The 24,332-nt window shown below is 43.5% G+C and carries 21 protein-coding genes; 9 read left to right on the top strand and 12 right to left on the bottom strand.

Annotated features, from left to right (window positions below; translation table 11 throughout):
- The first annotated feature begins 84 nt into the window (after window positions 1–84).
- A complete protein-coding gene (locus BCU57_RS19565; RefSeq protein ID WP_102440159.1) occupies window positions 85–1,287 on the top strand; it encodes a multidrug effflux MFS transporter in 1,203 nt (400 codons plus the stop codon).
- A 107-nt stretch (window positions 1,288–1,394) separates the two neighbouring features.
- On the opposite strand, the gene BCU57_RS19560 is transcribed toward BCU57_RS19565, so the two are convergent.
- A complete protein-coding gene (locus BCU57_RS19560) occupies window positions 1,395–2,378 on the bottom strand; it encodes a putative porin (RefSeq protein WP_102440160.1) in 984 nt (327 codons plus the stop codon).
- Between the two features lie 137 nt (window positions 2,379–2,515).
- On the opposite strand from BCU57_RS19560, the gene BCU57_RS19555 reads away from it, so the two are divergent.
- Together BCU57_RS19555 and BCU57_RS19550 are read left to right on the top strand one after the other, a co-directional pair.
- Window positions 2,516–3,133 (top strand): tRNA-uridine aminocarboxypropyltransferase, encoded by a 618-nt coding sequence (locus tag BCU57_RS19555; RefSeq protein WP_102440161.1) that lies wholly within the window; start codon window positions 2,516–2,518, stop codon window positions 3,131–3,133.
- Window positions 3,134–3,137: 4 nt separating this feature from the next.
- Window positions 3,138–3,515 carry a hypothetical protein gene (locus tag BCU57_RS19550; protein WP_241901066.1) on the top strand — a complete coding sequence of 126 codons (378 nt, stop codon included), beginning with the start codon at window positions 3,138–3,140 and terminating at the stop codon, window positions 3,513–3,515.
- A gap of 26 nt (window positions 3,516–3,541) precedes the next feature.
- On the opposite strand, the gene BCU57_RS19545 is transcribed toward BCU57_RS19550, so the two are convergent.
- Window positions 3,542–5,023, bottom strand: a complete 1,482-nt coding sequence (locus BCU57_RS19545; protein ID WP_102440162.1) for an ATP-binding cassette domain-containing protein — start codon at window positions 5,021–5,023, stop codon at window positions 3,542–3,544.
- Window positions 5,024–5,218: 195 nt separating this feature from the next.
- On the opposite strand from BCU57_RS19545, the gene BCU57_RS19540 reads away from it, so the two are divergent.
- From BCU57_RS19540 to BCU57_RS19530, 3 genes are all read left to right on the top strand, one after another.
- The gene (locus tag BCU57_RS19540) at window positions 5,219–6,520 is read left to right on the top strand and encodes an amidohydrolase (protein WP_102440163.1); all 1,302 of its coding nucleotides are present in this window, start codon (window positions 5,219–5,221) and stop codon (window positions 6,518–6,520) included.
- A gap of 70 nt (window positions 6,521–6,590) precedes the next feature.
- Complete coding sequence (locus BCU57_RS19535) at window positions 6,591–7,916, top strand: M16 family metallopeptidase (protein WP_102440164.1); 1,326 nt, start codon at window positions 6,591–6,593, stop codon at window positions 7,914–7,916.
- Window positions 7,916–9,364, top strand: a complete 1,449-nt coding sequence (locus BCU57_RS19530) for a M16 family metallopeptidase (RefSeq protein WP_102440165.1) — start codon at window positions 7,916–7,918, stop codon at window positions 9,362–9,364. The genes BCU57_RS19535 and BCU57_RS19530 overlap by 1 nt, the downstream gene beginning before the upstream one ends.
- A gap of 165 nt (window positions 9,365–9,529) precedes the next feature.
- Here the strand turns inward: BCU57_RS19530 and trmL are convergent, their stop codons facing one another.
- The 4 genes from trmL to BCU57_RS19510 all read right to left on the bottom strand — a co-directional run bounded on the left by trmL (window position 9,530) and on the right by BCU57_RS19510 (window position 13,809).
- Window positions 9,530–9,994: a tRNA (uridine(34)/cytosine(34)/5-carboxymethylaminomethyluridine(34)-2'-O)-methyltransferase TrmL gene (trmL, locus tag BCU57_RS19525; RefSeq protein WP_102440166.1), complete on the bottom strand. Its 465-nt coding sequence runs from the start codon at window positions 9,992–9,994 to the stop codon at window positions 9,530–9,532.
- Window positions 9,995–10,068: 74 nt separating this feature from the next.
- Window positions 10,069–11,454 (bottom strand): ATP-binding protein, encoded by a 1,386-nt coding sequence (locus tag BCU57_RS19520; protein WP_102440167.1) that lies wholly within the window; start codon window positions 11,452–11,454, stop codon window positions 10,069–10,071.
- Window positions 11,454–12,140, bottom strand: a complete 687-nt coding sequence (locus BCU57_RS19515) for a response regulator (protein WP_102440184.1) — start codon at window positions 12,138–12,140, stop codon at window positions 11,454–11,456. The genes BCU57_RS19520 and BCU57_RS19515 overlap by 1 nt, the downstream gene beginning before the upstream one ends.
- A gap of 226 nt (window positions 12,141–12,366) precedes the next feature.
- Window positions 12,367–13,809, bottom strand: a complete 1,443-nt coding sequence (locus BCU57_RS19510) for a cytochrome C biosynthesis protein (RefSeq protein ID WP_102440168.1) — start codon at window positions 13,807–13,809, stop codon at window positions 12,367–12,369.
- 540 nt (window positions 13,810–14,349) lie between these two features.
- Here BCU57_RS19510 and BCU57_RS19505 point away from each other — a divergent pair.
- Together BCU57_RS19505 and BCU57_RS19500 are read left to right on the top strand one after the other, a co-directional pair.
- Window positions 14,350–14,856, top strand: a complete 507-nt coding sequence (locus BCU57_RS19505) for a Spy/CpxP family protein refolding chaperone (RefSeq protein WP_102440169.1) — start codon at window positions 14,350–14,352, stop codon at window positions 14,854–14,856.
- A gap of 65 nt (window positions 14,857–14,921) precedes the next feature.
- Window positions 14,922–15,791 (top strand): cation diffusion facilitator family transporter, encoded by an 870-nt coding sequence (locus BCU57_RS19500; protein WP_102440170.1) that lies wholly within the window; start codon window positions 14,922–14,924, stop codon window positions 15,789–15,791.
- Window positions 15,792–15,849: 58 nt separating this feature from the next.
- Here the strand turns inward: BCU57_RS19500 and BCU57_RS19495 are convergent, their stop codons facing one another.
- The 6 genes from BCU57_RS19495 to typA form a co-directional block, all read right to left on the bottom strand.
- Window positions 15,850–16,365, bottom strand: coding sequence for a gluconokinase (locus BCU57_RS19495; RefSeq protein WP_102440171.1), 516 nt, complete (start codon window positions 16,363–16,365; stop codon window positions 15,850–15,852).
- Window positions 16,366–16,588: 223 nt separating this feature from the next.
- Complete coding sequence (gene glnG / locus BCU57_RS19490; RefSeq protein WP_102440172.1) at window positions 16,589–18,004, bottom strand: nitrogen regulation protein NR(I); 1,416 nt, start codon at window positions 18,002–18,004, stop codon at window positions 16,589–16,591.
- A gap of 30 nt (window positions 18,005–18,034) precedes the next feature.
- Window positions 18,035–19,072, bottom strand: coding sequence for a nitrogen regulation protein NR(II) (glnL, locus tag BCU57_RS19485; RefSeq protein WP_102440173.1), 1,038 nt, complete (start codon window positions 19,070–19,072; stop codon window positions 18,035–18,037).
- A gap of 126 nt (window positions 19,073–19,198) precedes the next feature.
- Window positions 19,199–19,747: a DUF4124 domain-containing protein gene (locus tag BCU57_RS19480; protein WP_102440174.1), complete on the bottom strand. Its 549-nt coding sequence runs from the start codon at window positions 19,745–19,747 to the stop codon at window positions 19,199–19,201.
- A 91-nt stretch (window positions 19,748–19,838) separates the two neighbouring features.
- Window positions 19,839–20,150 (bottom strand): pyrimidine/purine nucleoside phosphorylase, encoded by a 312-nt coding sequence (locus BCU57_RS19475; protein ID WP_102440175.1) that lies wholly within the window; start codon window positions 20,148–20,150, stop codon window positions 19,839–19,841.
- A gap of 173 nt (window positions 20,151–20,323) precedes the next feature.
- Window positions 20,324–22,141, bottom strand: coding sequence for a translational GTPase TypA (gene typA, locus BCU57_RS19470; RefSeq protein WP_076538117.1), 1,818 nt, complete (start codon window positions 22,139–22,141; stop codon window positions 20,324–20,326).
- Between the two features lie 477 nt (window positions 22,142–22,618).
- Here typA and glnA point away from each other — a divergent pair, with 477 nt between their 5' ends.
- Window positions 22,619–24,028 carry a glutamate--ammonia ligase gene (gene glnA / locus BCU57_RS19465; protein WP_076538111.1) on the top strand — a complete coding sequence of 470 codons (1,410 nt, stop codon included), beginning with the start codon at window positions 22,619–22,621 and terminating at the stop codon, window positions 24,026–24,028.
- The last annotated feature ends 304 nt before the right edge of the window (window positions 24,029–24,332 follow it).

The following is a 24,332-nucleotide window of genomic DNA, read 5'->3' as shown; positions in this document are numbered from 1 at the left end:
AATAATACCATTTCTATTCATACCATGAGTAGTCTAAAATGCCGCCCAATTAATCATTACCATGAAATGTAAGAGACCAATTCAATGAGACGTAACCTGCTACCAATACTGATGTTTATGGTGCTACTGAGCCCATTAGCCATCGATATATATTTACCATCCATGCCAACCATGGCGCTAGAGTATGGGGTAAGTGGTAGCCAAATTCAGTCAACATTAGTGTTGTTTTTGTTTGCCATGGGGCTGGGACAAATCCTAATTGGCCCATTAGCCGATCGCTTTGGCCGTAAGCCAATCGCCTTATTCGGTATTGTGTTATATGGCGTGAGCAGCCTAATTGGCGCGATGGCGGTGGAGTTTGAAGTATTGCAACTTGCACGTGTTCTGCAAGGCTTGGCAGCTTGTTCTACTTCGATTGTGGTATTCAGTGCGGTTCGAGACTGTTATACCAGTCAAGAAAGCGTCAAAATGTACAGTTATTTAAATGGCGCTATTTGCGTTATTCCGGCACTGGCACCAACATTGGGCGGCTTATTAGCCCTGCAGTTTGGCTGGCGTTCAACCTTTATCTTTATGGCGCTGTACGCCATCATCGTATTGGCTATCGTTATTTTTAAATTCCCTGAAACTCGCCCAGCAAGCACAGACACTAGTGGTAAGCTTTATCGCTGGGGACGTTACAAGCCAGTATTAAGCGACCCGCACTTCATGTTTTATGCTGCAACCTGTATGGCAGCAATGGCATCTATCATCACCTACGTATCATATTCGCCTATGTGGTTAATTGGCCATCTAGGGGTCAGTGAGTTGGCATTTAGTGGCTTATTTGGCCTCAATGCGGCAGTCAATATTGCGGCTTGTTTTGCTGCGCCAGTGTTAGTTAAGCGCATTGGTAATCGCCCAGGTGTGGTGGTGGCATTAACCTTGATGCTCATCGCGGCAGTCCTTGAGGTGGTGATGCAACTTGTAGGACCTGAAACCGGTTTAGCTGCAGGCTTTAGCTTTATGCTACCTATGATGCTGCTATGTATTGGTTTTGCGATATTACTCGGCCCAGCAACTTCAATGGCATTATCAGCCTTTGGTGAGCGCGCCGGTACGGCAGCAGCTATGTTAGGTTGTATTCAAATGAGCGGCGCATCAGTATTGGCGGCGTTAATTCAAATGACCGATATCACCGCACCTTATGCGGTAGCGATATTAATGGGCGGCTTGTCACTGGTGCTACTCATTATTATGTCATCAAAACGCTTGAATCATTTACATGTTGAGCAAGTGCACCCATAAGTCTAGTTTGACTCGGCTAAGCTGCTAAATAAAAATGCCTAACGATCATTATCGTTAGGCATTTTTTGTGAGTAGCAAAAATTTCTTATAAGTGCTAAAAATTGATTTTAGAATCTACCGTTAATGGCGATGCCAACGCTAGTATCTGAATCGCTATCGATAAAGCGTTGCTCAATAGCGGCTCTAGCCGATACATATTTAGAAAAATGCCAAAAGTAGCTGGTGTTGAGTGTATAGATATTGGCGCTGTCGGAATCACTATAACTATCATTGTAATTAAGGGTGTCATCAGCGGTTTTAATCAAATGATTGTATGAACTTTTATCGTCATAATGTAGATACTGATAACCGCCGCCAACGGACCAAGAATTGGTTATATACCAATCTGCACTAACCCCTAGGCTAGTTTGTTTTTCAGTCCCATTACCTGTTGCTTCTGTGGTGGCATCGACTGGGTCATTAGTTCCATCATGAAAAATAGTATCGTATGTATTGTTGTATTCAGTATCAGCTTTAGAGTAGCTGGCTGTAGCGGTTAACATCAGGCCTGATGTGGTTTCGAACGGTAAATAATGCTGATATTCAACTGCAAGTTCATCATAATCCTCACTTTTGTCAAAGCTGTAAATATTGTTTGAAGTAGATTCAGAATGTGAGTGGGTCAGGTATGACAAGGTCAATTTAGCATGTGGATTAAAATAATAACCTGCTTTGAGTTCGTAGACATCTAGATCCGTGGTCGGTACAAAGGCCCTGTCAGTGGATAGTCGAGAATAAGCGCCACCAATAAAGAATTTTGAGTCAAATACATATTCGCCAGAAAGCTCATACAGATCTTGGCGTTCTGTCATTGCATAGCGGGCTGAAACCACAGAAGATTGGCTTAAGAATGTGGCGAGAGCATAGGGGACGTCATTTTGCTTGACCCCTTGAAAATAATAACTATATTTAGCGCTAGCTAAACCGTCAGAGCTTTCACTGGTGTCGAGAAAGCCAATTTCAGCTTCGTGATGAAATGTGTTGTCAGCGGCAAAAGCAGCGCTGCTAGCGAGATAAAGCATCACTGCCAGTGATAACTTGCTACGAGTCATAATTCTTCCTTGAGTTTAATTGAGCTTGTTTATCTAATAAATTCGCAGGTAAATTAGTATCTTAAAATTTACCTGCGAGGTAAACATACCTTTATCGTTTGTTTTTGCAACATATTTAGCAAGGTGTTTGGTGTTTAATGAGTAGAGTGTATTGTCAAAAATGTAGCTACCCGCAGTCGGCTTGTATCTGTGATAGCGTGACTAAGATGACGGCTAAAACTGAGGTGATTGTGCTGCAGCACCCCTCTGAAGTTGAGCATGCAAAAAATACTGTTAAATTGCTGAGTTTAACCCTGCCGCAAACTCAAGTGGTGGTGGGTGAAAGCGCTGATGATTTTGCGCTATTACGACAACAGCTGGCTGCGGCCAATAAACCTGTTTATCTAGTGTATCCCTGTGAAAATAGTCAAAATGCAGCGGACTCGTCAGTACCAGCAGATTGCTGCATTTTATTAATTGATGGCACCTGGCGCAAAGCATTCAAAATGTTGCAGCTTAATCCGTGGTTATTGGAGCTTCCGGCATTGCATATTGAATTTGAAGGGGTTTCACAATATCTTATTCGCAAGGCAAAACGTAGCGACAGTTTATCAACACTGGAAGCCACCGCTTATACATTGCAAGCAATCGATAGCGAACTTGATATCAGCCCGCTATTTAGCGCCTTTGATGCCATGGTGCAACATAAGCTCAATGCCATGCCTGCTGAGGTGCGAGCCCGTTATATTGAGTCTAAAAACAACCAGGAAGGTTAATTGTATGTCGCTAAACTTATATTCAAACAGTCTATTAAGGCTAATGAGCAAGCTATTACTGCTTTCAAGTTTGCTAGGCGTTATTGCCGTGGCTGCTCAGGCATCTGATAAGCCGCGACTGACCTTGTCGCAACAAGCTGAGCAAGGTCGAATCGACTCGAAAAAGACGGAGCAAAGTCAGCTTGAAAAAGCCCGCCAAGCAGCCAGCGACACCAGCAGTCGTGAGCAAGAAATTATTGAACGCCAAGAGCCTGGTGAGTGGCAACAACAGCAGTTAGAGAAATCTCAAGCGCAGTTTCAACAGCGAGAATCTCGGGCGGATAAATATTTGCGTGAGGCTAAAGAAGCTGCAGCTAAAGAGCGTAAAATCGAAGAAAAGTAAGCGCTTTGGCAATGCAGCACTATTAACTAGCTGATTAGCGCTTTATAGCCACCGGTTTTTGCATCGGCAACAAATTCCAGATAGTTATTAATACTGTCTAAACTGTCCTCATGGTAATGGGACACATATAGCAGCTGACTGAGGTTTTCTCTGGCGATCAGTTCTAGGGTATTTTTGACTAAGCGAATACCCAGATAATCTAACCCTTGATAGGGTTCATCTAAAATCAATAATGTCGGCTGTTTCACTAATGCTCTGGCAATTAACAATAGTCGCTGTTGGCTGTAATCCAGTTGCTTAAACGAGACTTTGGCATAGTGGGACATATGCAAAATGCTGAGCCAATCTTGGGCGATATCTTGCTGGGCTTGGGTGGCTTTTTGGTACAGGCCGATAGAGTCATAAAAGCCGGATAAAATCACATCTTTAGCGCTGCAACCGACGCGATACTGCAAGTGTAATGCCGATGACACCATGCCGATATGCTGCTTTATTTCCCAAATACTTTCTCCAGTGCCACGTTGCTTACCAAAGATATGAATATCATTGCTGTAGCATTGTGGGTGGTCGCCAAAAATAAGCCCTAACAAGGTACTTTTACCACAGCCATTGGGCCCTTTTACCTGCCAGTGTTGGCCTTTATCAATGCGCCAATTAACCTCAGTAAAAATGGTTTTATCACTGTAAGCCACCTTGCCATTTTTAAGTTCAAAGATGGGGTTATCAAATGGGCTTTGATGGCGGTGGCGCTGCATGATAGCCAGCATCTGCTCGCTTTGGACTTTAGATTGGGCGGTAATTTGGCTTATAACAGGGTGTTGCTCCCAGCTGGCTTTATCCATGATGCTATCAAGTTTGCTGTGGCTGAATATAGCAATCTGATCTATCCATGTGGGCATATCTTCCTCGCGAGAAAATATCACCATCATTTGAATATCAAGCTGACTTAGATAAGCCGTTAAGCTTTTACGATGGCTAATGTCGAGCCCTGAATAGGGATTATCTAACACTAAAAAATCCGGCTCGCTAGCAAGGGCAATGGCTAGCATCACGCGACGGGTTTCGCCCGTTGAAAGTTCACGAAACCCGCGCTGTTGCAGCTGAACTAAATCAAGCTCCTCAAGCAGTTTGTCGGTTAATGTTTGCTTATGGCAATGGGCAAAAATTAATCCCGCGACCGTAGTGCCTTTATCGGCATAATCTAAAAAGTCACTGTCATCATTGGCGAGTTCAAGTGCTAATAACCTTTGTTGCTCAGCGAGTGAGACCTGAGCAACTCGGCCTGAGGTTTTATGTATCGAACCTGCGGTGACCTCAATGCTTGATGTATTTGATGTGTCAGAGCCAACGCCCACAGGTACATCTGCTAATAAGTCACCGAGCATGGCGCCAATATCACTGTGGGCGCTGAATACTCCCCAGGATTGGCGATGTTCAATTAACCACTGTTCAATCTCCAATGAGTTACTAGCACCGGCTGCGGTTAATTGCTCAAAGGTGATTTTCATGGGCTTGGACTCTCGATTTCAATTTAATAGTGGCCATAGATTATCAACACAATGTCATCAACCATAGTGTTTATTGAGCCACTCTACATAAATCGACACAATTTCAAATGTGCTTTGGATAACAAAATATTTAACAATTCAAGGGATACGCTGTAGATTGAAATACTACCAAAATGATAAAAACATGGATGATTTATGCGCTTAACGATACTTGCTGCTTGCCTTGCGGTTGCCTCTGGCACTTTTTCTGGTTCGATAATGGCTCAAACCCCTAACGCAGCACAACTTGCAAGCGATGTTGAAGCTAAGGTGTTGGAGTGGCGCCGTGACTTACATCAGCACCCTGAACTGTCTAACCGCGAGTTTAGAACCAGTAAAGTGATTGCCAAACACCTTGAGTCTTTAGGCTTAGAAGTACAAACCGGCATTGCGCACACTGGTGTAGTGGCGATATTAAAAGGCGCAAAGTCTGGGCCGCTAATCGGCATTCGCGCAGATATGGATGCGTTGCCAGTCACAGAAGAGGTTGATTTACCTTTTGCCTCCAAAGCCACTGATACTTATCGTGGCCAAAAAGTCGGCGTGATGCATGCCTGTGGTCATGACACTCATGTGGCGATGTTAATGGGCGTGGCAGAGAATCTGGTCAAGTCTAAAGACAGCCTCGCTGGCGATGTGATGTTTATCTTTCAGCCCGCAGAAGAAGGCGCGCCAGCGGGTGAAGAAGGCGGCGCAGAGTTAATGCTTAAAGAAGGCTTATTTGCTAGCCGCAAACCTGATCAAGTGTTTGGTATGCACGTAACCTCAAGTATGCCCACAGGGATGATTGGTTTGCGAGCAGGCCCTGCGATGGCTTCAGAAGATTCATTTACGATTACGGTAAAGGGTCGCCAAACCCATGGTTCTCGTCCTTGGGGCGGGGTTGACCCGATTGTGGCTTCTGCGCAAATAATTAATAGCGTACAAACCATTATTAGTCGCCGCGTTGATGTGACTAAAGCACCGGCAGTGGTGAGTTTTGGCGCCATTAATGGCGGTATACGCTCGAACATCATTCCTGATGAAGTTGAGTTGATTGGTACTATCCGAACCTTTGATCAAGATATGCGCGCCGACATTAAAGTAAAACTAGCTGAAATCGCGACGCTTTCTGCTCAAACCCTCGGCGCCACAGCCACCACAGAGATTGATGCAGGTTATCCAGTTACGGTTAATAACCCTGAATTAGTCGCAAAAATGCGTCCGGTTATTCGTGAGGTTGTGGGCGATGATAATCTCATTGAGCCAGGGCTTATCACCGGCGCTGAGGACTTCTCCTACTATGCGCTTGAAACGCCGGGGCTGTTTTACTTTTTAGGGGTGACGCCAGCAGGCACAGATCCTGCCACTGTCGCCAGTAATCATTCGCCAGCATTTTTTGTTGATGAAAAAGCCTTAAAAGTGGGCGTTGAAACCATGACTCAGCTGGCATTAACTGCGCTAGGCGCGGTGAATTAAGCGATAAAAATACTAACAACGGGTTGTAGCAGGCCTGTTGTTCATTGCAATGACTTACAAGGAAACCATTATGAAACGCAACATCAGCGCGTTATGGGTATTACTCAGTTGCTGGGTGAGTACCGCGGCGATGGCCACCACAGTCGAGGATATCAATAGCTTTACTCTGGATAATGGCATGAAAATTATGGTGCTAGAAGATAGCAGCATACCCAATGCCAACATGTACTTATTTTGGAACGTTGGCTCCCGTAATGAAGTGCCGGGAATTACCGGGATATCGCACTTTTTCGAGCACATGATGTTTAACGGCTCAAAAAAGTATGGCCCTAAAATGTTTGACCGCACCATGGAAGCCGCGGGTGGCGCTAATAATGCTTATACCACTGAAGACACCACGGTATACACCAATTGGTTTCCTGCCAATGCGTTAGAAACCATTTTTGATCTCGAAGCTGATCGCATCGCTAACTTAGATATTAATTCGCAGATGGTAGAAAGCGAGCGTGGTGTGGTGCAATCAGAGCGCACCACAGGGCTTGAAAACTCCAACTGGCGCACCTTGCAACAAGAAGTAAAAGGAGCAGCGTTTAGAGCTCACCCTTATAGCTGGCCTGTGATTGGCCATGAGTCAGATATTGCCGCCTGGTCGCTAGCGGATTTACAGCAATACCATAAGACTTACTATGCGCCCAACAATGCTGTGGTGGTGATCGCAGGTGATGTTAAAACCGCGGAGGTGAAGCGTCTAGCTAAGCAATATTTTGGCGTCATTGCCGCCCAGCCCGCGCCATTAGCCGTTCGCACTGTAGAGCCGCTGCAAAAAGGTGAGCGCCGAGTCTTTGTTGAAAAAGCCTCTGTCACTACCCCTAATGTGCTGCTGGCGTATCATGTGCCATCCACGAAACATGCCGATTATTATGCGCTAGATATACTCAGCACTATTTTCAGTGAAGGTAATAGCTCACGGCTTTATCAAGGCTTGGTGGATAAGCAACTGGCCTCCGATGTGATGTCATATTTGCCGATGTCATTTGACCCTAATCTGTTTTACTTTCTTGGGGTCGCCAATGCAGGGATTGATGCATTGCAATTAGAAGCCTCAATGATTGCCGAGATAAACCGTATTGCCCTTGAAGGCGTTAGCGAGCAAGAGCTTGAAAAAGTGAAAAACATCAAGCTAATGGATTTTTATCGCACCATGCAAACCATCAATGGCCGCGCTAATACTTTAGGTCGTTATGAGCTGTATTTTGGCAGTTATGACAAACTATTTAGTGCGCCTGCAGCCTACAATAAGGTAACCGTTGCTGATATTCAGCGTGTTGCGCAAACCTATTTACGTAAGGCCAATCGCACCGTGGGTGTGTTAGCCGCCACAGAGGGAGCTGACTAATGATGTCATTGATAAAGCTTAAAAAGGCCAGCGCCTTAACGGTATCAGCCATAGCGCTTGCTTGTGGTGTGGGGTTGGCGGGCTGCAAAGCCACGACTGAGTCAAGCAAGCCCCTCGATACTGGCAGTTTCAGTATGCCGCAGTATCAATCTGTTACCCTTGAAAATGGCTTACTGGTTAATTTGATGGTGCAACAAGAAGTGCCGATAATTAACTTTAATGCCGTTGTGCGCGCAGGGGCGGTAAACGACACCACATCTGGGGTGTCGTATATGACAATGAAAAGTCTCTTACTGGGCGCCGGCGGTAAAAGCAAAGCTGAAATTGAGCAGATGGTGGACTTTCTCGGTGCAAGCTTATCTACAGCGTCAGGGCGTGAAAGCATGATGCTGGAAGCGGATTTTATGAGTAAAGATCTTGATACCATGCTCGATATTATCCAGCCAGTGCTCATAAGCCCTGACTTTGACCATAGTGAATTTGAAAAACTCAGACAGCGCGAAATTGTTGGCTTGTCACAAGCGAAAGAAAGCCCACGGGCGGTAATCGGTCGTTACTACAATAAGTTGATATTTGGTGAGCATCCTTACGCCAATCCGATATCAGGCAACAGTAAGTCATTAGCTGATATTAATGTCACTCAGCTACGGGCCTTTCATCAAAGTTATTTTCAGCCAAAAAATACCGCCATTAATGTGGTGGGTGACTTTGATATCGCAACCATGAAAGCCAAGCTGTCAACGGCATTTGGCGGCTGGAAAAACACTGACACTGCGGTGCAGCCTGATTTAACACAAGGGCTAGCGCCATTAACTGCCAGTAAGGTGTTATTAGTTGATAAACCCGATGCCATTGAAACCACTTTTGTTATTGGCGATTTGGGGATTAAGCGCGATAACCCTGATTATGTGGGGCTAACGGTAGTAAATACCATTTTAGGGGGCCGTTTTACCTCATGGCTTAATGATGAGTTACGGGTTAACGCCGGGCTCACTTATGGGGCGCGTTCTGGCTTTAGTGCCTATTCTGCTGCAGGGGTGTTCTCTATCAGCACCTTTACTAAAACCAGCACCACCAAAGAAGCCATGGATTTAGCTTTAAAAACCTATGGCCGTTTATGGGAGCAAGGCATTGATCAACAAACCCTAGATTCAGCCAAAGCTTATGTCAAAGGTCAGTACCCTCCTAAGTTTGAAACCGGTGGCCAACTGGGCGAGTTACTGGCTGATATGTATATCTATAACTTTGATGATGCATTTATTAATGAGTTTCAAGCCAAGGTCGATGGGCTGACATTAGCCGAAACCCAGCGCCTCATTAACCGTTACTTTCCAAAAGACAATTTGCAGTATGTGCTTGTTGGTAACGCGGCTCAGATTGCCGATATTGCCAAAGAGTATGGTGAGGTTACTAAGGTTAATATTACCGATGTGGGCTTTGGCCAATAAGCTATCTCAGCGCGGAACAGGTTAAATAAACAAGCCTCGCATTATTGCGAGGCTTTTTGTTGGCTGCATTATGTGATTGGGATGAACCACTTAGTCTGAACCACTTAAGCCAGATTGATGTTTGAAACTTACCGTGGTTAAAACCTAAAACCTAAAACCTAAAACCTAGCTGGCGCCAGCAAAGTCCATTTGACGCCAAGCTTCATAGCTAATAATCGCCACTGAGTTAGACAGGTTTAAGCTGCGACTGTTAGCCGTCATCGGAATACGTAAGCGCTGCTCAGTGGGAATCGACTCAATGACATCCATAGGTAAGCCACGGGTTTCGGGCCCAAATAACAATACATCATCAGCAGCGAACGACAGCTCAGTATGAGGACGACTACCTTTGGTGGTGCAGGCCATAATACGTTTACCTGCCATGACGTCAAGGAAGGCTGCAAAATCTTTATGACGGGTGATATTGGTTAAGTCTGAGTAATCTAAGCCGGCGCGTCGAAGTTTTTTCTCTTCTAAATCAAAACCTAATGGCTCTATTAAATGTAGCTTAGCGCCATTATTGGCACAAAGACGGATAATGTTACCGGTATTAGGGGCAATTTCTGGTTCATAAAGCGCAATATGGAACATGGATAGCTACCTTCATTGATTGAGCTGGGAATTATACGCAAAACCAGCTGCTGGTGGTAATCAATTCACAATGTTCAATTCGAACGGCAGATCCGCTCAGGCAGGCTAATCACCACCTTGAGCCCATGGGGGGCAATATTGCTGGCATGTATCTCGCCTTTATTGAGCTTGATGGCGGCTTGGGTAATCGCCAGACCTAAGCCCCAACCACCTGATTCTCTGTCTCTTGAACTATCAGGGCGATAAAAAGGCTTAAATATTTTCTCTAACTCAACGTCTTCAATACCAGGACCATCGTCTTTAATGGTAATGACGACCTGTTGGTGTTGCTTTATTGCAGTGATTGAAATGTCACTATTGGCATAGCGAATGCCATTACGCAGTACATTTTCAATCGCCCGAGAAAGCGCTTTGGGGTAGTGATCTAGGCTAATGTTTTCTGGTATATCAATGAGTAATCTTTTCTGTTGTTGCTCGGCTTCAAATTCAGCATCATCAAGAATTTGACTGAGAGACTCGGCAAGTTCTAAGTGGACTTTATTTTCAGTATTACTGATGGTCACTCGCGATAAGGTCAGCAATTCTGCAATCAAAGCTTCTAGCTGCTCAGCTTCATAGCCAATGCGCTCAATCTCGACGCTGCTTTGTTGTTTTTTGCGAGCCAGCGCTAAAGAGAGTTGTAAGCGCGTTAAGGGGGTACGCAGTTCATGGGAGATATCACCCATTAGGCGCTGCTGGTTATGCATCATGGTTTCAATGGATTGCGCCATGGTATTGAATGCTTGTGCTAACTCGCCCATTTCATCGCCTCTGGCGGCAATACTGTCATCGACTCGAGCGCTTAAATCGCCGCTAGCAAGAGCGTTAGAGCTATGCTTGAGTGAGCGAAGTGGTTTGCCTAAATACCATGCTAAAAAGCCACATAATATGCCAGATAAGATCATGGCGATAATAGTGGTTAATAATTTATGGTCATTAAAGAAAAAGAACCAAGGTCTAGGGTGGTTATCTGGTACGCGACTGTAGATGCGATATTCTTGTTCCCCAGCAGTAAAAGTGTAAGGTCCAAAAATCAATTCATCACGGAACTGATGGCTCATTGGCGCGTTAAACTCTTCACTAATCAGCAAGAACTCTCTAAAGGTTCTAGGGACTTGCCTGCTATTAATCACAAGGTCTTGGTCATTGGTGATATAGAACTTAATCATTTTGCCATTTGGACTGCGATGGCGATGCAAGCGTTTTAAAGCTTTGTGATCTTCGAGTAATTTAGGATCTTCAATAAATGGTTTAGCTGTGCGTTTAAGTAGCTGTTGCTGCTTGGCTGTCATTGGCTGTTTGTCGTGGTTTTGCTGCAATAAAGGCAGTACAGCCACAAAGCCAATAATTAAAGAGCTGCCAAGCCAAAAGCCCAGCAGTAATTTGACAAATAAACGATTTAACGAAGATAGCTTAATCATTATGGGATCCAGATATAGCCTTTACCACGGATGGTTTTTACTCGAGGGCGACCATCGTGACGTTCAGGTAATTTTTTGCGCAGATTGGATAAATGCATGTCTAAACTGCGGTCAAATGGCATCAGTTTTTTACCCAAAACGGTTTCACTGAGCTGCTCTTTAGTGACCAAATCGCCTGCTTGAGTGATCAAGCTATGAAGCAATGAGAATTCAGTGCCGGTAAGAATAATAAGCTGATCATTACAGTACAGCTCTTGTCTGGCTTGATCTAAGCTTAAATCACCAAAGCTAATGGTATCTTGGGCGCCTGCATCTGCTTGAGTGAGGCTAGAACGGCGTAAAATAGCGCGTATACGGGCCACTAATTCACGATCGTTAAACGGTTTTGGCAGGTAGTCATCAGCGCCAATTTCTAACCCTACTACTCGGTCAATTTCATCGCCTCTGGCGGTAAGCATCAGCACTGGAGTTTGCTTTTGGGTGCGCAGGGCGCGCAGCACTTCAAAACCATTGAGTTTTGGCAGCATGACGTCTAATAAGATTAAATCAAAATCTTGATTCTGCGCAAAGTCTAGCCCTTGCTGACCATCAAATGCTTGAGTTAATTCAAAGCCTTCTAGCTCTAAAAGCTGGGCTAATAACTCTGATAAACCTGCGTCATCATCGACTAATAAAATTCGACTCATGGGATCCTCGCTCAATAATAAGCATTCACTATATAACGAATGAATAGCCAAGTTTAGCAACATTGCACTCTTTTACATATTGGCCAACTAAGCTGTGGTTATTGTTTAGTGATAGCTATAAATGGGCTGGAACAAGCAATAAACCAAGCTGGTCAGTCTAATCAAAATAGCCAATAGCGAGTGCGACTTAATAGCACTCGCATTGATAATGTTACCAGATAAAAAATTAGACGGCTTTTTGCTTATAGCGCTTAATTTTTACCACAATATAGGTAAGTAAAATTGAGCCGGCAATTAACCCAACAGAGAACACCACGTTTTGCAGTGCCATAGGGTTAAGGACCAACATGCTGCCTAAGCCTAGCATCATGATCCCAGACATTAACTTAAGTACTTCACCTTCTTTTTCAGTGAGCTTACGTTTACCTAATGTGGCAGCAAAAACAATGACAATCGTCGCTAATGGAATGATATAGATAAGGTTATAAGCGATGAGGTATAAATAGCGCTGCACGGTATCTACCCCTGAGATTGATAACACTGAGGTGTAAATCATCGGGAAACCCGCGGTGCAGAGTAGCTCGTAAGCATTGGCCATAATCGCCAGTAATGCCGAACCCAATATTAAGCTTGGTAAAGAGCTAGCTTTAGATAATTTGCCCATGCGTTTGATTAAGCTGCCGCGGTTTTCAACTGACATAGACAAACTGACATCGCCTTTACCAAAAAAGAAATCTTTAATATTCACTACTGCCGCCACCAGTGCGATAACTCCTGCGCTAGTAATTATCCAGCCGCCATCACCACCGCCAAGTAACTGGAATAAGTTTAGCCACGCGCTCATAAAGATAAAGTAAATAAAGCCCGAGAAAAACACAAAGATACCGCCCACTAATAACATGCGGCCACGACTACCGGCATTCACCATAATGCTAAGCAAAAATAGCAATACGAAGAAGGCACAAGGGTTAAAGGCATCGACGCCGGCGAGGACTAAGGTCAACACAGGAAGTGACATTTGCTCTGGTTGTACTGCACCAATTAACGGAATATCAACGGGCTGGATATGTGGCGTTGAATCGAGCTTTGCTTGTTCGCCAGTAGTCGTACTAAAGTTCATCCCACAAGTGCTGGGGTTATTTGGATCTGAATCATCAGCACAGGTTTCAAAAAGCGGGCTACTAGCAGTGGTTTTTTCGGTATAGAAATCAGCCATTAAGTCTTTGCTTGGCAAGCTGCCTGCATTTCGTTGATAACAAGCCTCTAGGCGCTGCAGAATATAGCGTCCGGTGACATCATGGCTGTTGTAGCCAGTAATGGCTTCGCCACAGACGGCGAAATAAGGCACTGACTTGGGTTCAACCCCGGTTAATTCGCCCACGGCCATGAGTTTGTCGACACTGCCAGGCTCGCTGATAAGGTAATCTTGTAAATGAATCCAGCTATAGCGCTCTGCTAAGGCATCTATAAAAGGGTGAGCCTCCTTACAATGTGGGCAGGTCGCAGACCAAAAAAAGTGTAAGTTAATCTCGGGGCCGGCTTGGGTTTGATTAACCCAAATACTGGCATTGGGTTCGTGAGGACTGGGTGTCACGTTACTTTGTGCAAAACCACAGACAGAAAATAATAAACTACTAATAAAAATGATATTGCTGACAACTTTGTTCATCCATAACCTCAATTCAATCATTTACCGCATTTCGTCACTCATAACATCAGTCATTCACTCTTAGCTGCAGTCTTTTGTCACATGCGCTTAAATTATCTCTGATAAGTCGCACTCGCTATAAAGCTAATGTCTCATAATGTTAACTACTTAGCGCTAACTTTGATGTTACAAGTGTAACTTTGTTCATTATGAAAATGATCAAACCTTTAATACGTGAGCTTGCTCCCATTCTCTGCATCGAGGTCGTGATTATGGGCAATTTTATTGAAGAACAAGATATGTGTTGATTAAAAAATGGTCTTTACATTTTTTTACTGAGCCAACACCCTCATTGACATTGCATTCGCTAAACTTGTTTCATTCCTACGAAACAGTATGTAGGTGACCCCAGATCCCGTTATCAGTGCGATGTTCATTTTCATGCTGACAACACAAACGATTTTGAGCCTAAGGTGAGTTTTTGATTGGTTACATTTGATGGATTAAATGGTTAACCGTCGGTCTTAGCGGGTTCAATAACTTGAGATAAAAGGTGAGATTATGAAAACACGATTAAAGATGAAAAGCAGCGTTTTAGCTCTAGTAGCATCATCAGCATTATTAGCTGGTCAACTTTATGCCGCAGAGCCTGCAGATACCTCAGTTAAAACTGAGCAAACCCAAAAAGGTGAACGTGCTCACGGCGGCAAACATCACGGTAAAAGCATGCATAAAGGCGTACGTAAAATGCTACGTTCTTTAGATCTTACCGAAGCGCAAAAGACTGACGTTAAAGCGATTATGGCTAAGTACAAAGCTGAAAAAGGCGAGCGTCCTTCAGCAGAAGAGCGCAGTGCACATAAAGCAGACATGTTAGCGTTAATTACTGATGCCAACTTTAATGAGTCTCAAGCTGAGCAAATCATTGCTGCTAAGCAGGCGAAGCAAACACAACAAATGATGAATTTCTTCAAAATGCAAAATGAAATCTATCAAATTTTGACAGAAGAGCAGCAACAGAAATTTGAATCACGCTTTACCAAGGTAAAAGGTAAAGGTTCTCGTTAAATAAACCAAGACTCCGCTATAATAGAGATTAACTAAATGGCTTAATTACTAGTGTTTTCTCTATTATGACTGCAGAATCTGAATACGATTTTTGGGTAAAACTTGCCAGCCGAGCCGCGGTGGCAACAGCATTAATCCTGATCGTGATAAAACTACTCGCTTGGCTCTATTCAGGGTCGGCGAGTATGTTAGCTTCCCTTACTGACTCCTTTGCTGATGCCTTAGCATCCATAGTGAATTTCATCGCTATTCGCTATGCCATTTTACCCGCTGATGACGACCATCGATATGGTCATGGTAAAGCCGAACCTCTTGCATCACTTGCCCAATCTGCTTTCATCTTAGGCTCAGCATTTTTGTTGATGTTTTATGGTGGCGAACGGTTAATTAATCCGGTAGAAGTGGCCCATGCAGGCCTTGGGGTCATTGTCTCCATTATTGCCTTAGTCATGACTTTTGCCTTGGTGATACTGCAGAAAAAAGCCTTAGCCAAGACCAACAGCACCATAGTCGAAGCGGATTCATTGCATTATAAATCAGATTTATTTTTAAACGGTGCAGTATTGCTGGCATTGGTATTAGCACAATATGGCTGGTGGTGGGCTGATGGCTTGTTTGCAGTATTGATTGCCTTATACATTGGTCATCAAGCATTTGATTTAGCGTATCGCTCGGTTCAGTCGTTATTAGATAGGGAGCTGGATGAAGAGACTCGGGCGCAGATTGTTGCCATTGCCACCGCGGATCCGCGGGTGAATGGTATTCATGATTTACGGACGCGTCAGGCCGGTAAAACCACCTTCATTCAATTTCATATTGAATTAAATGGGCAACTGTTATTACTTGAAGCCCACGAAATTACTGATGGCACTGAAGATCGCTTACGGGCAGAGTTTGAAGATGCCGAAGTGATTATTCACCAAGACCCGATTTAATGGTTGATGACATCAATTGCAGTTGATACCGCAGTTAATAATACTGTTGCGGTCGAAATTAACTTGATTCTAACTCGGTTAAAGCTTTTAAAGCTTGCTGGACAATGGCTTCAATAGAATTATCAATATTGACAGTGATCACGTCAGGCTCATTGCTTGGCTCTTCTAAGGTGGCAAACTGGCTATCAAGCATGTCAGCTTTCATAAAATGGCCATGACGGGCTTGAATTCTTTTTAAAATTAGTTGGTAACTACCTTCAAGATACAGAAATACCACATGATTATTGCCCTCGCGTATTTGCTCGCGATAGCTTTGTTTTAATGCTGAACAGACAATCACTGCAGTTTCGTTTTTTTGTTCAATGCTAAATGCTGCATCCCTTATGCGCTCAAGCCAAGGGGCGCGGTCGGTATCATTGAGCGCTTCGCCCTTGGCCATTTTGATGATATTGGCTTTAGGATGTAGATCGTCACCGTCAATAAACTTAGCCTTGATAACAGCAGCTAAGCGCGCAGCAATGCTACTTTTTCCGCTGGCACATACGCCCATGACAATAATGCTTTTTGCGGCCATTTTCAGTCCTTGCAGTTATGTTGAGCGATATACTTCGCGGCTTTACAGCTCATGTGTTTGTGGTAATTGAGGGTTGTTACTCGCTCCATATTCGAAGCTCTGAATAATGCTTATACTCTGAGTTAATAGTGCTTAAACTACAAAACTAAATCAATATAGTCATAAAAAAGGAGTCATTTCATTATCGAAATAGGACTCCTTTTAGGCTGAAATAAGCAGGACTTTAATCCATTTCAAGCTCTTTTAGCTTGCGGGTGAGGGTATTACGCCCCCAGCCTAAACGTTTAGCGGCTTCTTGTTTATGGCCTTGAGTATGCTTTAGTGCGGTTTCAAGTAAAATTCGCTCAAAGGCAGGTTGCACTTCAGTTAATAAATCACTTTCACCGGCAGAGAGCTTTTCATCAATCCATTGGGTCAGCGCCATTTGCCAATCAGAAACACCATTAACACGCTCGCTGGCACTGATGGGATCTTTTAGCAGCTCAGGCGGTAAATCCTGAGGCAGGATTTCTTGCCCCGATGCCATCACTGTTAACCAGCGGCAGGTATTTTCAAGCTGACGCACATTACCCGGCCACGGCAGTTGCTCAAGTTTTTTAGCGGTTTCTTTAGTGAGGATTTTAGGCTCAACGCCGATTTCTTTGGCGGCAGTGGCAAGGAAATGGCTTGCTAACTGAGTAATATCCTCACGGCGCTGAGAAAGCGGTGGTAAATGTACTCTTATAACATTGAGACGATGAAATAAATCTTCACGGAAATCGCCTTTTTGCACCAATAATTCTAAGTCTTGGTGGGTTGCGGCAATAATACGTACATCAACTTGCACGGCAATGTGACCACCAACCCGATAAAATTGCCCATCAGCCAATACCCGCAATAGACGGGTTTGCACATCTAATGGCATATCACCAATTTCATCTAAGAATAGTGTGCCGCCATTGGCTTGCTCAAAGCGCCCTTGGCGCACATTAGCGGCACCGGTGAAGGCACCTTTTTCATGACCAAATAATTCAGATTCAATCAAATCTTTGGGGATTGCTGCCATGTTAAGGGCAATAAAAGGGTTTTCTTTACGGGGGCTATGTTTATGCAGCGCCCCAGCAACTAACTCTTTACCGGTACCAGACTGACCGTTAATAAGCACACTAATTGATGAGCGAGATAAACGGCCAATAGCGCGAAACACCTCCTGCATTGAAGGCGCTTCACCAATAATTTCTGGTGTTTTAAGCTTTTCTGGCTCAGCTACAGGCGGCGGTACTTGCTCTGTTGCATGGGTCAGTGCGCGCTCTACCAGCGCAATGGCTTCATCAATATCAAAAGGCTTTGGCAAATATTCAAATGCCCCTGCTTGATAGGCACTGACGGCACTATCCAGATCCGAATGAGCCGTCATGATGATCACCGGAATATGCGGATAGTGCATTTGCAAGCGATCAAGCAAGGTTAAGCCATCGGTACCCGGCATACGGATATCAGATACGATGACAATAGGCTGAGATATTTCTAAGGCTTGCCATAACGACTCTGCAGCGGCAAAACTTGCCGTTGTCAGTTTAGCTCCCGCTAAGGCTCTTTCTAAAACCCAGCGAATCGAGCTGTCGTCATCAAGGATCCAAACTTGTTCGCTTATGTTCATATCACTTCCTCTTGAGCCATCATTGGCAAATTATTGTAATGGCAAAATAATCGTAAATTCTGTTTGTCCTGGTGCCGATATACAATCAATCCGACCTCCATGTAATCGTGCAATATTATGGGCGATGGATAATCCTAATCCTGAGCCCTCCTCACGGCCGGTGACCATGGGATAAAACAAGGTATCTAATAGGTCTGCAGGGATCCCTGGGCCGTTATCGATAATCGACAATGCCAGTACCAGCTTAAAACGCTTAGTGCCTATGGTGACTTGATGCTGGGTGCGAGTGCGGATGAGTATTTCTCCGCCATTAGGATCTAATGCTTGCGCGGCATTTTGCACCACATTGAGCACCGCTTGCTGTAATTGATCAGCATCCATGTCCATATCGGGGATTGAAGGGTCATAATCTCGCTCCAAGCGGATATTGCTTGGTAGGGTTAGCTCGACTAAGCGCAGCACTTTTTGAACTATTTGATGAATATTGTGGGTTTCATGTTGAGTCGGGCGCTGAGGGCCCAATAGTTTATCAACTAAATTTCGTAGTCTATCGGCTTGCTCAATAATCAGATCGGTAAATTCTTTAAGGCTTGGGTCTTCTAGTTCCCGAGATAATAGTTGCGCCGCGCCTCTTAAGCCACCTAATGGGTTTTTAATTTCATGGGCGAGGTTACGCACTAAAAATTGTGCAGCCTGTTGCTGAGCATCTAAATTAAGTTGTTGATGAATACGATGTTGTTGATCAACTTGACGTAGTTCTAGCAGGCTGATGTTGTCTTCACTTTCCATCGGTATTAGGGTGATATCGATGATGTGGTGCACGCCATCAAGAGTAATTAACGCCGCAGTGTTGACGGTGATCCCTTGATTTGCGTTAACCGAGTCTTGGAGGAGCTCGGCTTCAACGCCCATGAACTGATATAGCTCAGGTAAACGCTGCTCTAGTAATTTATTGCTGCCAATACCAAGAAGTTGTTCAGCTGCAGCATTGGCATAACGCGGCCGTAATTCGTTATCGATAACGAATACAGCGGTAACCAAATGATTCAGCAGATTGTTCATGTCCATCAAGTGTCCTGCAAAGTAGAGTTGCACTACTATGTTGCACCAATATGGTGCGATGCGCAACTTGTTCTACACTGGCAACTTGTTAAAACAATCTCAAATTCATAATATTTATCTTTTTGATATATATCACTTTTTACTTGGCAAAGGTCGAGGCTTTGCGATTGAGAAAACAGATGCTTGGTGTAGAAATATCTTTCTTGGAGAACTTGATGCAAGGACTTTGCCGTTTTGGGTCAAAACTTTAACCACGAGATTATGTTCACCGCGATTCACTTCGGTAACATTAAAAATACTGCTTGATTGCGGCTGACCATAAAGTAAGTCGTCGATATACAGCGCCATTAAAAAGCCACTGGGTAATTCTGGTGCAGCACTGGCAACCACAGTAAAGTTGCCATTGTTATTGCGAATGGTTTCTTCTTGGGTCGGATTAACAATACGTACCCGATACTCTACTGGTTTAGCTTCTTTTGGGCTGCTGTCTGTTTCTATGACGGTGGGCGCAGCAACACTGTTTTGGGTATTTTCACTCAATTCTACTTGTTCAGCATTTTCTCGTGGTTGGTCGCTGTAATGTACATTTCCTTGTTCATCAACCCAGCGATACACGGTGGCATGACTGATAGAAAAGATAACACTGCATAAAATAAGAGTTATTAATAAGGTTAAACGCATTTGGGGTTCCTTCACCTTCAGCTTTAAACTTTATAATATTAGCCTCTTTTGAATTAAAGATCAGTATTAACTGCTGATTAACATAGGCTAATTACTTGTACTCGCAGCAATATTCGCTAATTTCATGGGTACGAATTTTAAAGGTGACTTTCGCATCAAGTGTAAACAGTTGACCTGCTGGAACGGTTTGCCATTCACTCTTGTTGGGTAATAGCACCTCAAATGAACCTGAAGTCACATTCATGATTTCAGCGACAGCAGTGTCAAAGCTGTATTCGCCCGGCAACACTACTCCGAGAGTCTGCTGGCTTCCGTCATTAAAATGAATGGTACGACTGATGACTTTACCTTCAAAATAAACATTGGCTTGCTTGGCTACGTTAACGTGATTAATGACGGTCATATTATTCTCTGTTGATTAATTATTGAGAGAAAATATATAGTCGATTTAAGTGAGTTAAAAGTGAAATTAAGTCATGTGCTGTTTTGCGGCTAAGTATATTTAGCCAATAAAAAACCCGCCATAAGCGGGTTTTTTGGTTCTCAAAATTTGAAATCGTTAACTAATCAAAACGATTACTTAGCGCTACGGTTATGACGCTTACGCTCGTTTTCAGTTAAGTAACGCTTACGAACACGGATGTTCTCAGGAGTTACTTCTACTAATTCGTCATCATCGATGAACTCAAGCGCTTGCTCAAGGGTCATTTCGATATGCGGAGTTAACACTTGTGCTTCATCAGTACCTGATGCACGCATGTTTGTAAGTTGCTTACCTTTCAAACAGTTAACTGTTAAATCGTTTGCACGAGCGTGTAAACCAACAACTTGACCTTCATATACTTCAGCAGCATGGCCGATGAATAGACGACCACGTTCTTGTAAACCGAACAATGCGAAAGTCAGTGCTTTACCAGTAGCGTTTGAAATCAATACACCACGAGCACGTTGACCAATGTCACCGCCTTTCACTGGACCGTAATGGTCGAATGAATGGTAGATAAGACCAGTACCAGAAGTCGCTGTCATGAATTCAGTTTGGAAACCGATTAAGCCACGGCTAGGAATGATAAAGTCGATACGTACACGACCTTTACCGTCTAGCTGCATGTCTTTCATGTCACCTTTACGTGTACCTAATTTTTCAATTACAGCACCTTGATGTTCTTCTTCAACATCAACGGTTAAGGTTTCAAATGGCTCGCACATTTCACCGTCAATTTCTTTAACGATTACTTCTGGACGTGATACCGCTAGCTCGTAACCTTCACGACGCATGTTTTCAATTAGGATACCTAAGTGTAATTCACCACGGCCTGAAACACGGAAACGATCTGGAGATTCAGTTTCTTCAACACGTAATGCAACGTTATGAATTAGCTCTTGCTCTAAACGCTCAAGGATATTACGTGAAGTAACATACTTACCTTCTTTACCAGCAAACGGAGAAGTGTTTACTTGGAAAGTCATGGTTAGCGTTGGTTCGTCAACAGAAAGAGCAGGCAAGGCTTCAACAGCGCCTGGAGCACAAATAGTGTCAGAAATTTTTAGCTCACCAAGACCGGTAATTGCAACGATGTCGCCAGCGTTAGCTTCAGCAACTTCGTGACGGTCAAGACCCATGTAACCTAATACTTGGCCAACTTTACCGTTACGTGTCTTACCGTCTGCACCAACAATAGTTACTTGTTGGTTAGGCTTAACGCTACCACGTTTAACACGACCAATACCGATAACACCTACGTATGAGTTGTAATCGATTTGAGAAATTTGCATTTGACATTCACCTTCAGCATCAGCATCAGGGAAAGAAACCTTTTCAACAATTGCTTGGAATAAAGGTGTCATGTCTTCGCTAGTTTCGTCTGGATCAAGGGTCGCGAAACCATTTAATGCAGAAGCATAAACGATAGGGAAATCTAACTGTTCGTCAGTTGCACCTAAGTTGTCGAATAAATCGAATACTTGGTCAATAACCCAATCAGGACGAGCGCCTGGACGGTCAATCTTGTTGATTACAACAATTGGCTTAAGGCCTTGAGCAAACGCTTTTTTAGTTACGAAGCGAGTTTGTGGCATTGGGCCATCAACTGCATCAACTAAAAGTAATACTGAATCTACCATAGATAGAACACGTTCAACTTCACCACCGAAATCGGCGTGACCAGGAGTGTCTACGATATTAATACGGTAGTCGTTCCATTTGATGGCGGTATTTTTAGCCAAAATGGTGATACCACGTTCTTTTTCAAGATCGTTAGAATCCATTACACGTTCTGCGGCTTCGCCTCGACTTTCAAGGGTGCCTGACTGTGCCAAAAGCTTGTCTACCAAGGTCGTTTTGCCATGGTCGACGTGAGCAATAATGGCGATGTTACGTAAATTCTCTAACACGGATAAAACCTCTATACCATCAAACAAATAAATAGGAGTTTATAGCGGCATTAAGTTTAGCCACCATAAAAAAGCGTGCCATTCTACTCCACGAGACGCTTTGCGGATAGGATTATTTTTGTACACTTTGTGATTAGCTAAAAAATAACCATCAATTTTGGCATTTATAGCATCATATAATAGTAACGATTCAGAAATGTGACAAACAATCAGCGCAGTGTTTTTAGCCGCGCACCAAAATAGAATTTGAACCATAATAGTGCGTGCGCTTGCACTAAAATGATGCAAAATTGTGTTTTCGATAATTGGCTATTAAGTCAAATATATAAAAATCATATACTTATTCAGTTGGCATGGTAATAGCTTTAAGATTGTCAATTATGTGATATTTCGACACATACGCGTCTTTAATGTCGTAGTATAGTGGTGAACTTGAATTATAAAAGGGAATACCCTTACTCTACCGGAGGCTTAAGAATGTCAGCTGAATCTGTTTTAACGCAACTTAAAGAATTGGAAGTTAAGTTTGTTGATTTACGCTTTACCGATACCAGAGGTAAAGAACAACACGTTTCTATCCCATCTCATCAGGTTGATGAAGATTTTTTTGAAGACGGCAAAATGTTCGATGGTTCGTCTATTACGGGTTGGAAAGGCATTAACGAATCTGACATGGTACTTATGCCAGATGCGAGCACGTTTGTTCTTGACCCTTTCACAGAAGAAACAACTGCACTAATCCGTTGTGACATCTTAGAGCCAGGCACAATGACAGGTTACAACCGTGACCCACGTTCTATTGCTAAAAAAGCTGAAGAATACTTAACGTCTACTGGTATTGCTGACACAGTATTAATTGGTCCAGAGCCAGAGTTCTTCTTATTTGACGATGTTAAGTTTGGTGCTGACATGTCAGGTTGTTTTGCTAAAGTTGATGCAAAAGAAGCGGCATGGAACTCAGGTACTGGCTATGAAGATGGTAACACTGGTCACCGTCCATTCGTTAAAGGTGGTTACTTCCCAGTAGCACCAGTTGATTCATCACAAGACTTACGTAGTGCTATGTGTTTAGTACTTGAAGAAATGGGTCAAGTTGTTGAAGCGCATCACCATGAAGTTGCTACAGCCGGTCAAAACGAAATCGCGACACGCTTTAACACGCTAACTGCTAAAGCTGATGAAGTTCAGATCCTTAAGTATGTTGTGCATAACATGGCACACGCATACGGTAAAACAGCGACATTTATGCCTAAACCAGTAATGGGCGATAACGGTAGTGGTATGCACGTTCACCAATCTTTAGCTAAAGATGGCGTTAACTTATTCGCAGGCGACAAGTACGCTGGTTTAAGTGAAACTGCTCTTTACTACATTGGTGGTATCATCAAGCATGCTAAAGCGTTGAATGCATTTACTAACCCAAGCACAAACTCTTACAAGCGTCTTGTGCCACATTTCGAAGCGCCTGTCATGCTTGCATACTCTGCACGTAACCGTAGTGCTTCTATCCGTATCCCAGTGGTACCAAGCCCTAAAGGTCGTCGTATTGAAACACGTTTCCCTGATCCACATGCAAACCCTTACTTAGGTTTTGCTGCGCTATTAATGGCAGGTCTAGACGGTATCCAAAACAAGATTCACCCAGGTGAAGCTATGGATAAAGATTTATACGACTTACCAGCAGAAGAAGCGGCTGAGATCCCACAAGTTGCGACTTCACTAGAAGATGCACTTGCAAGCTTAGATGCGGACCGTGAGTTCTTAGTTAAAGGTGAAGTATTCACTAATGACTTTATCGATTCATATATTGCTATCAAGCAAGGTGAAGCAGAGCGTGTTGCACGTACTACTCACCCAGTTGAATTTGAACTTTACTACTCACTATAAGACGTCTTTATAGACCGCTTTTATAGTAGTAAATAACAGTTAGTAAAAAGCCCTTACTGGTTTCCAGTAAGGGCTTTTTTGATCTTTGCATATTCATAAAACGGCAGGGTGGATGGATATTTAGCAAAGTGGCTGTTTGATTTTTCTACAATCTATTTTACAAATTCAATGTGTTTGTCGGTATATTAAATGAACAAATAGATGCTAACTTGTTAATCATGACCAAATTGGCAATAAATGGATTTTACTACATATACTTAAATACACGCTTTTAATTATTAGTCGCGCATGATTAATAGCAAAT

The organism is Shewanella sp. 10N.286.48.B5, assembly GCF_002874355.2.
GTDB lineage: Bacteria > Pseudomonadota > Gammaproteobacteria > Enterobacterales > Shewanellaceae > Shewanella.
This window is presented reverse-complemented; position numbering and strand designations above follow the sequence as displayed.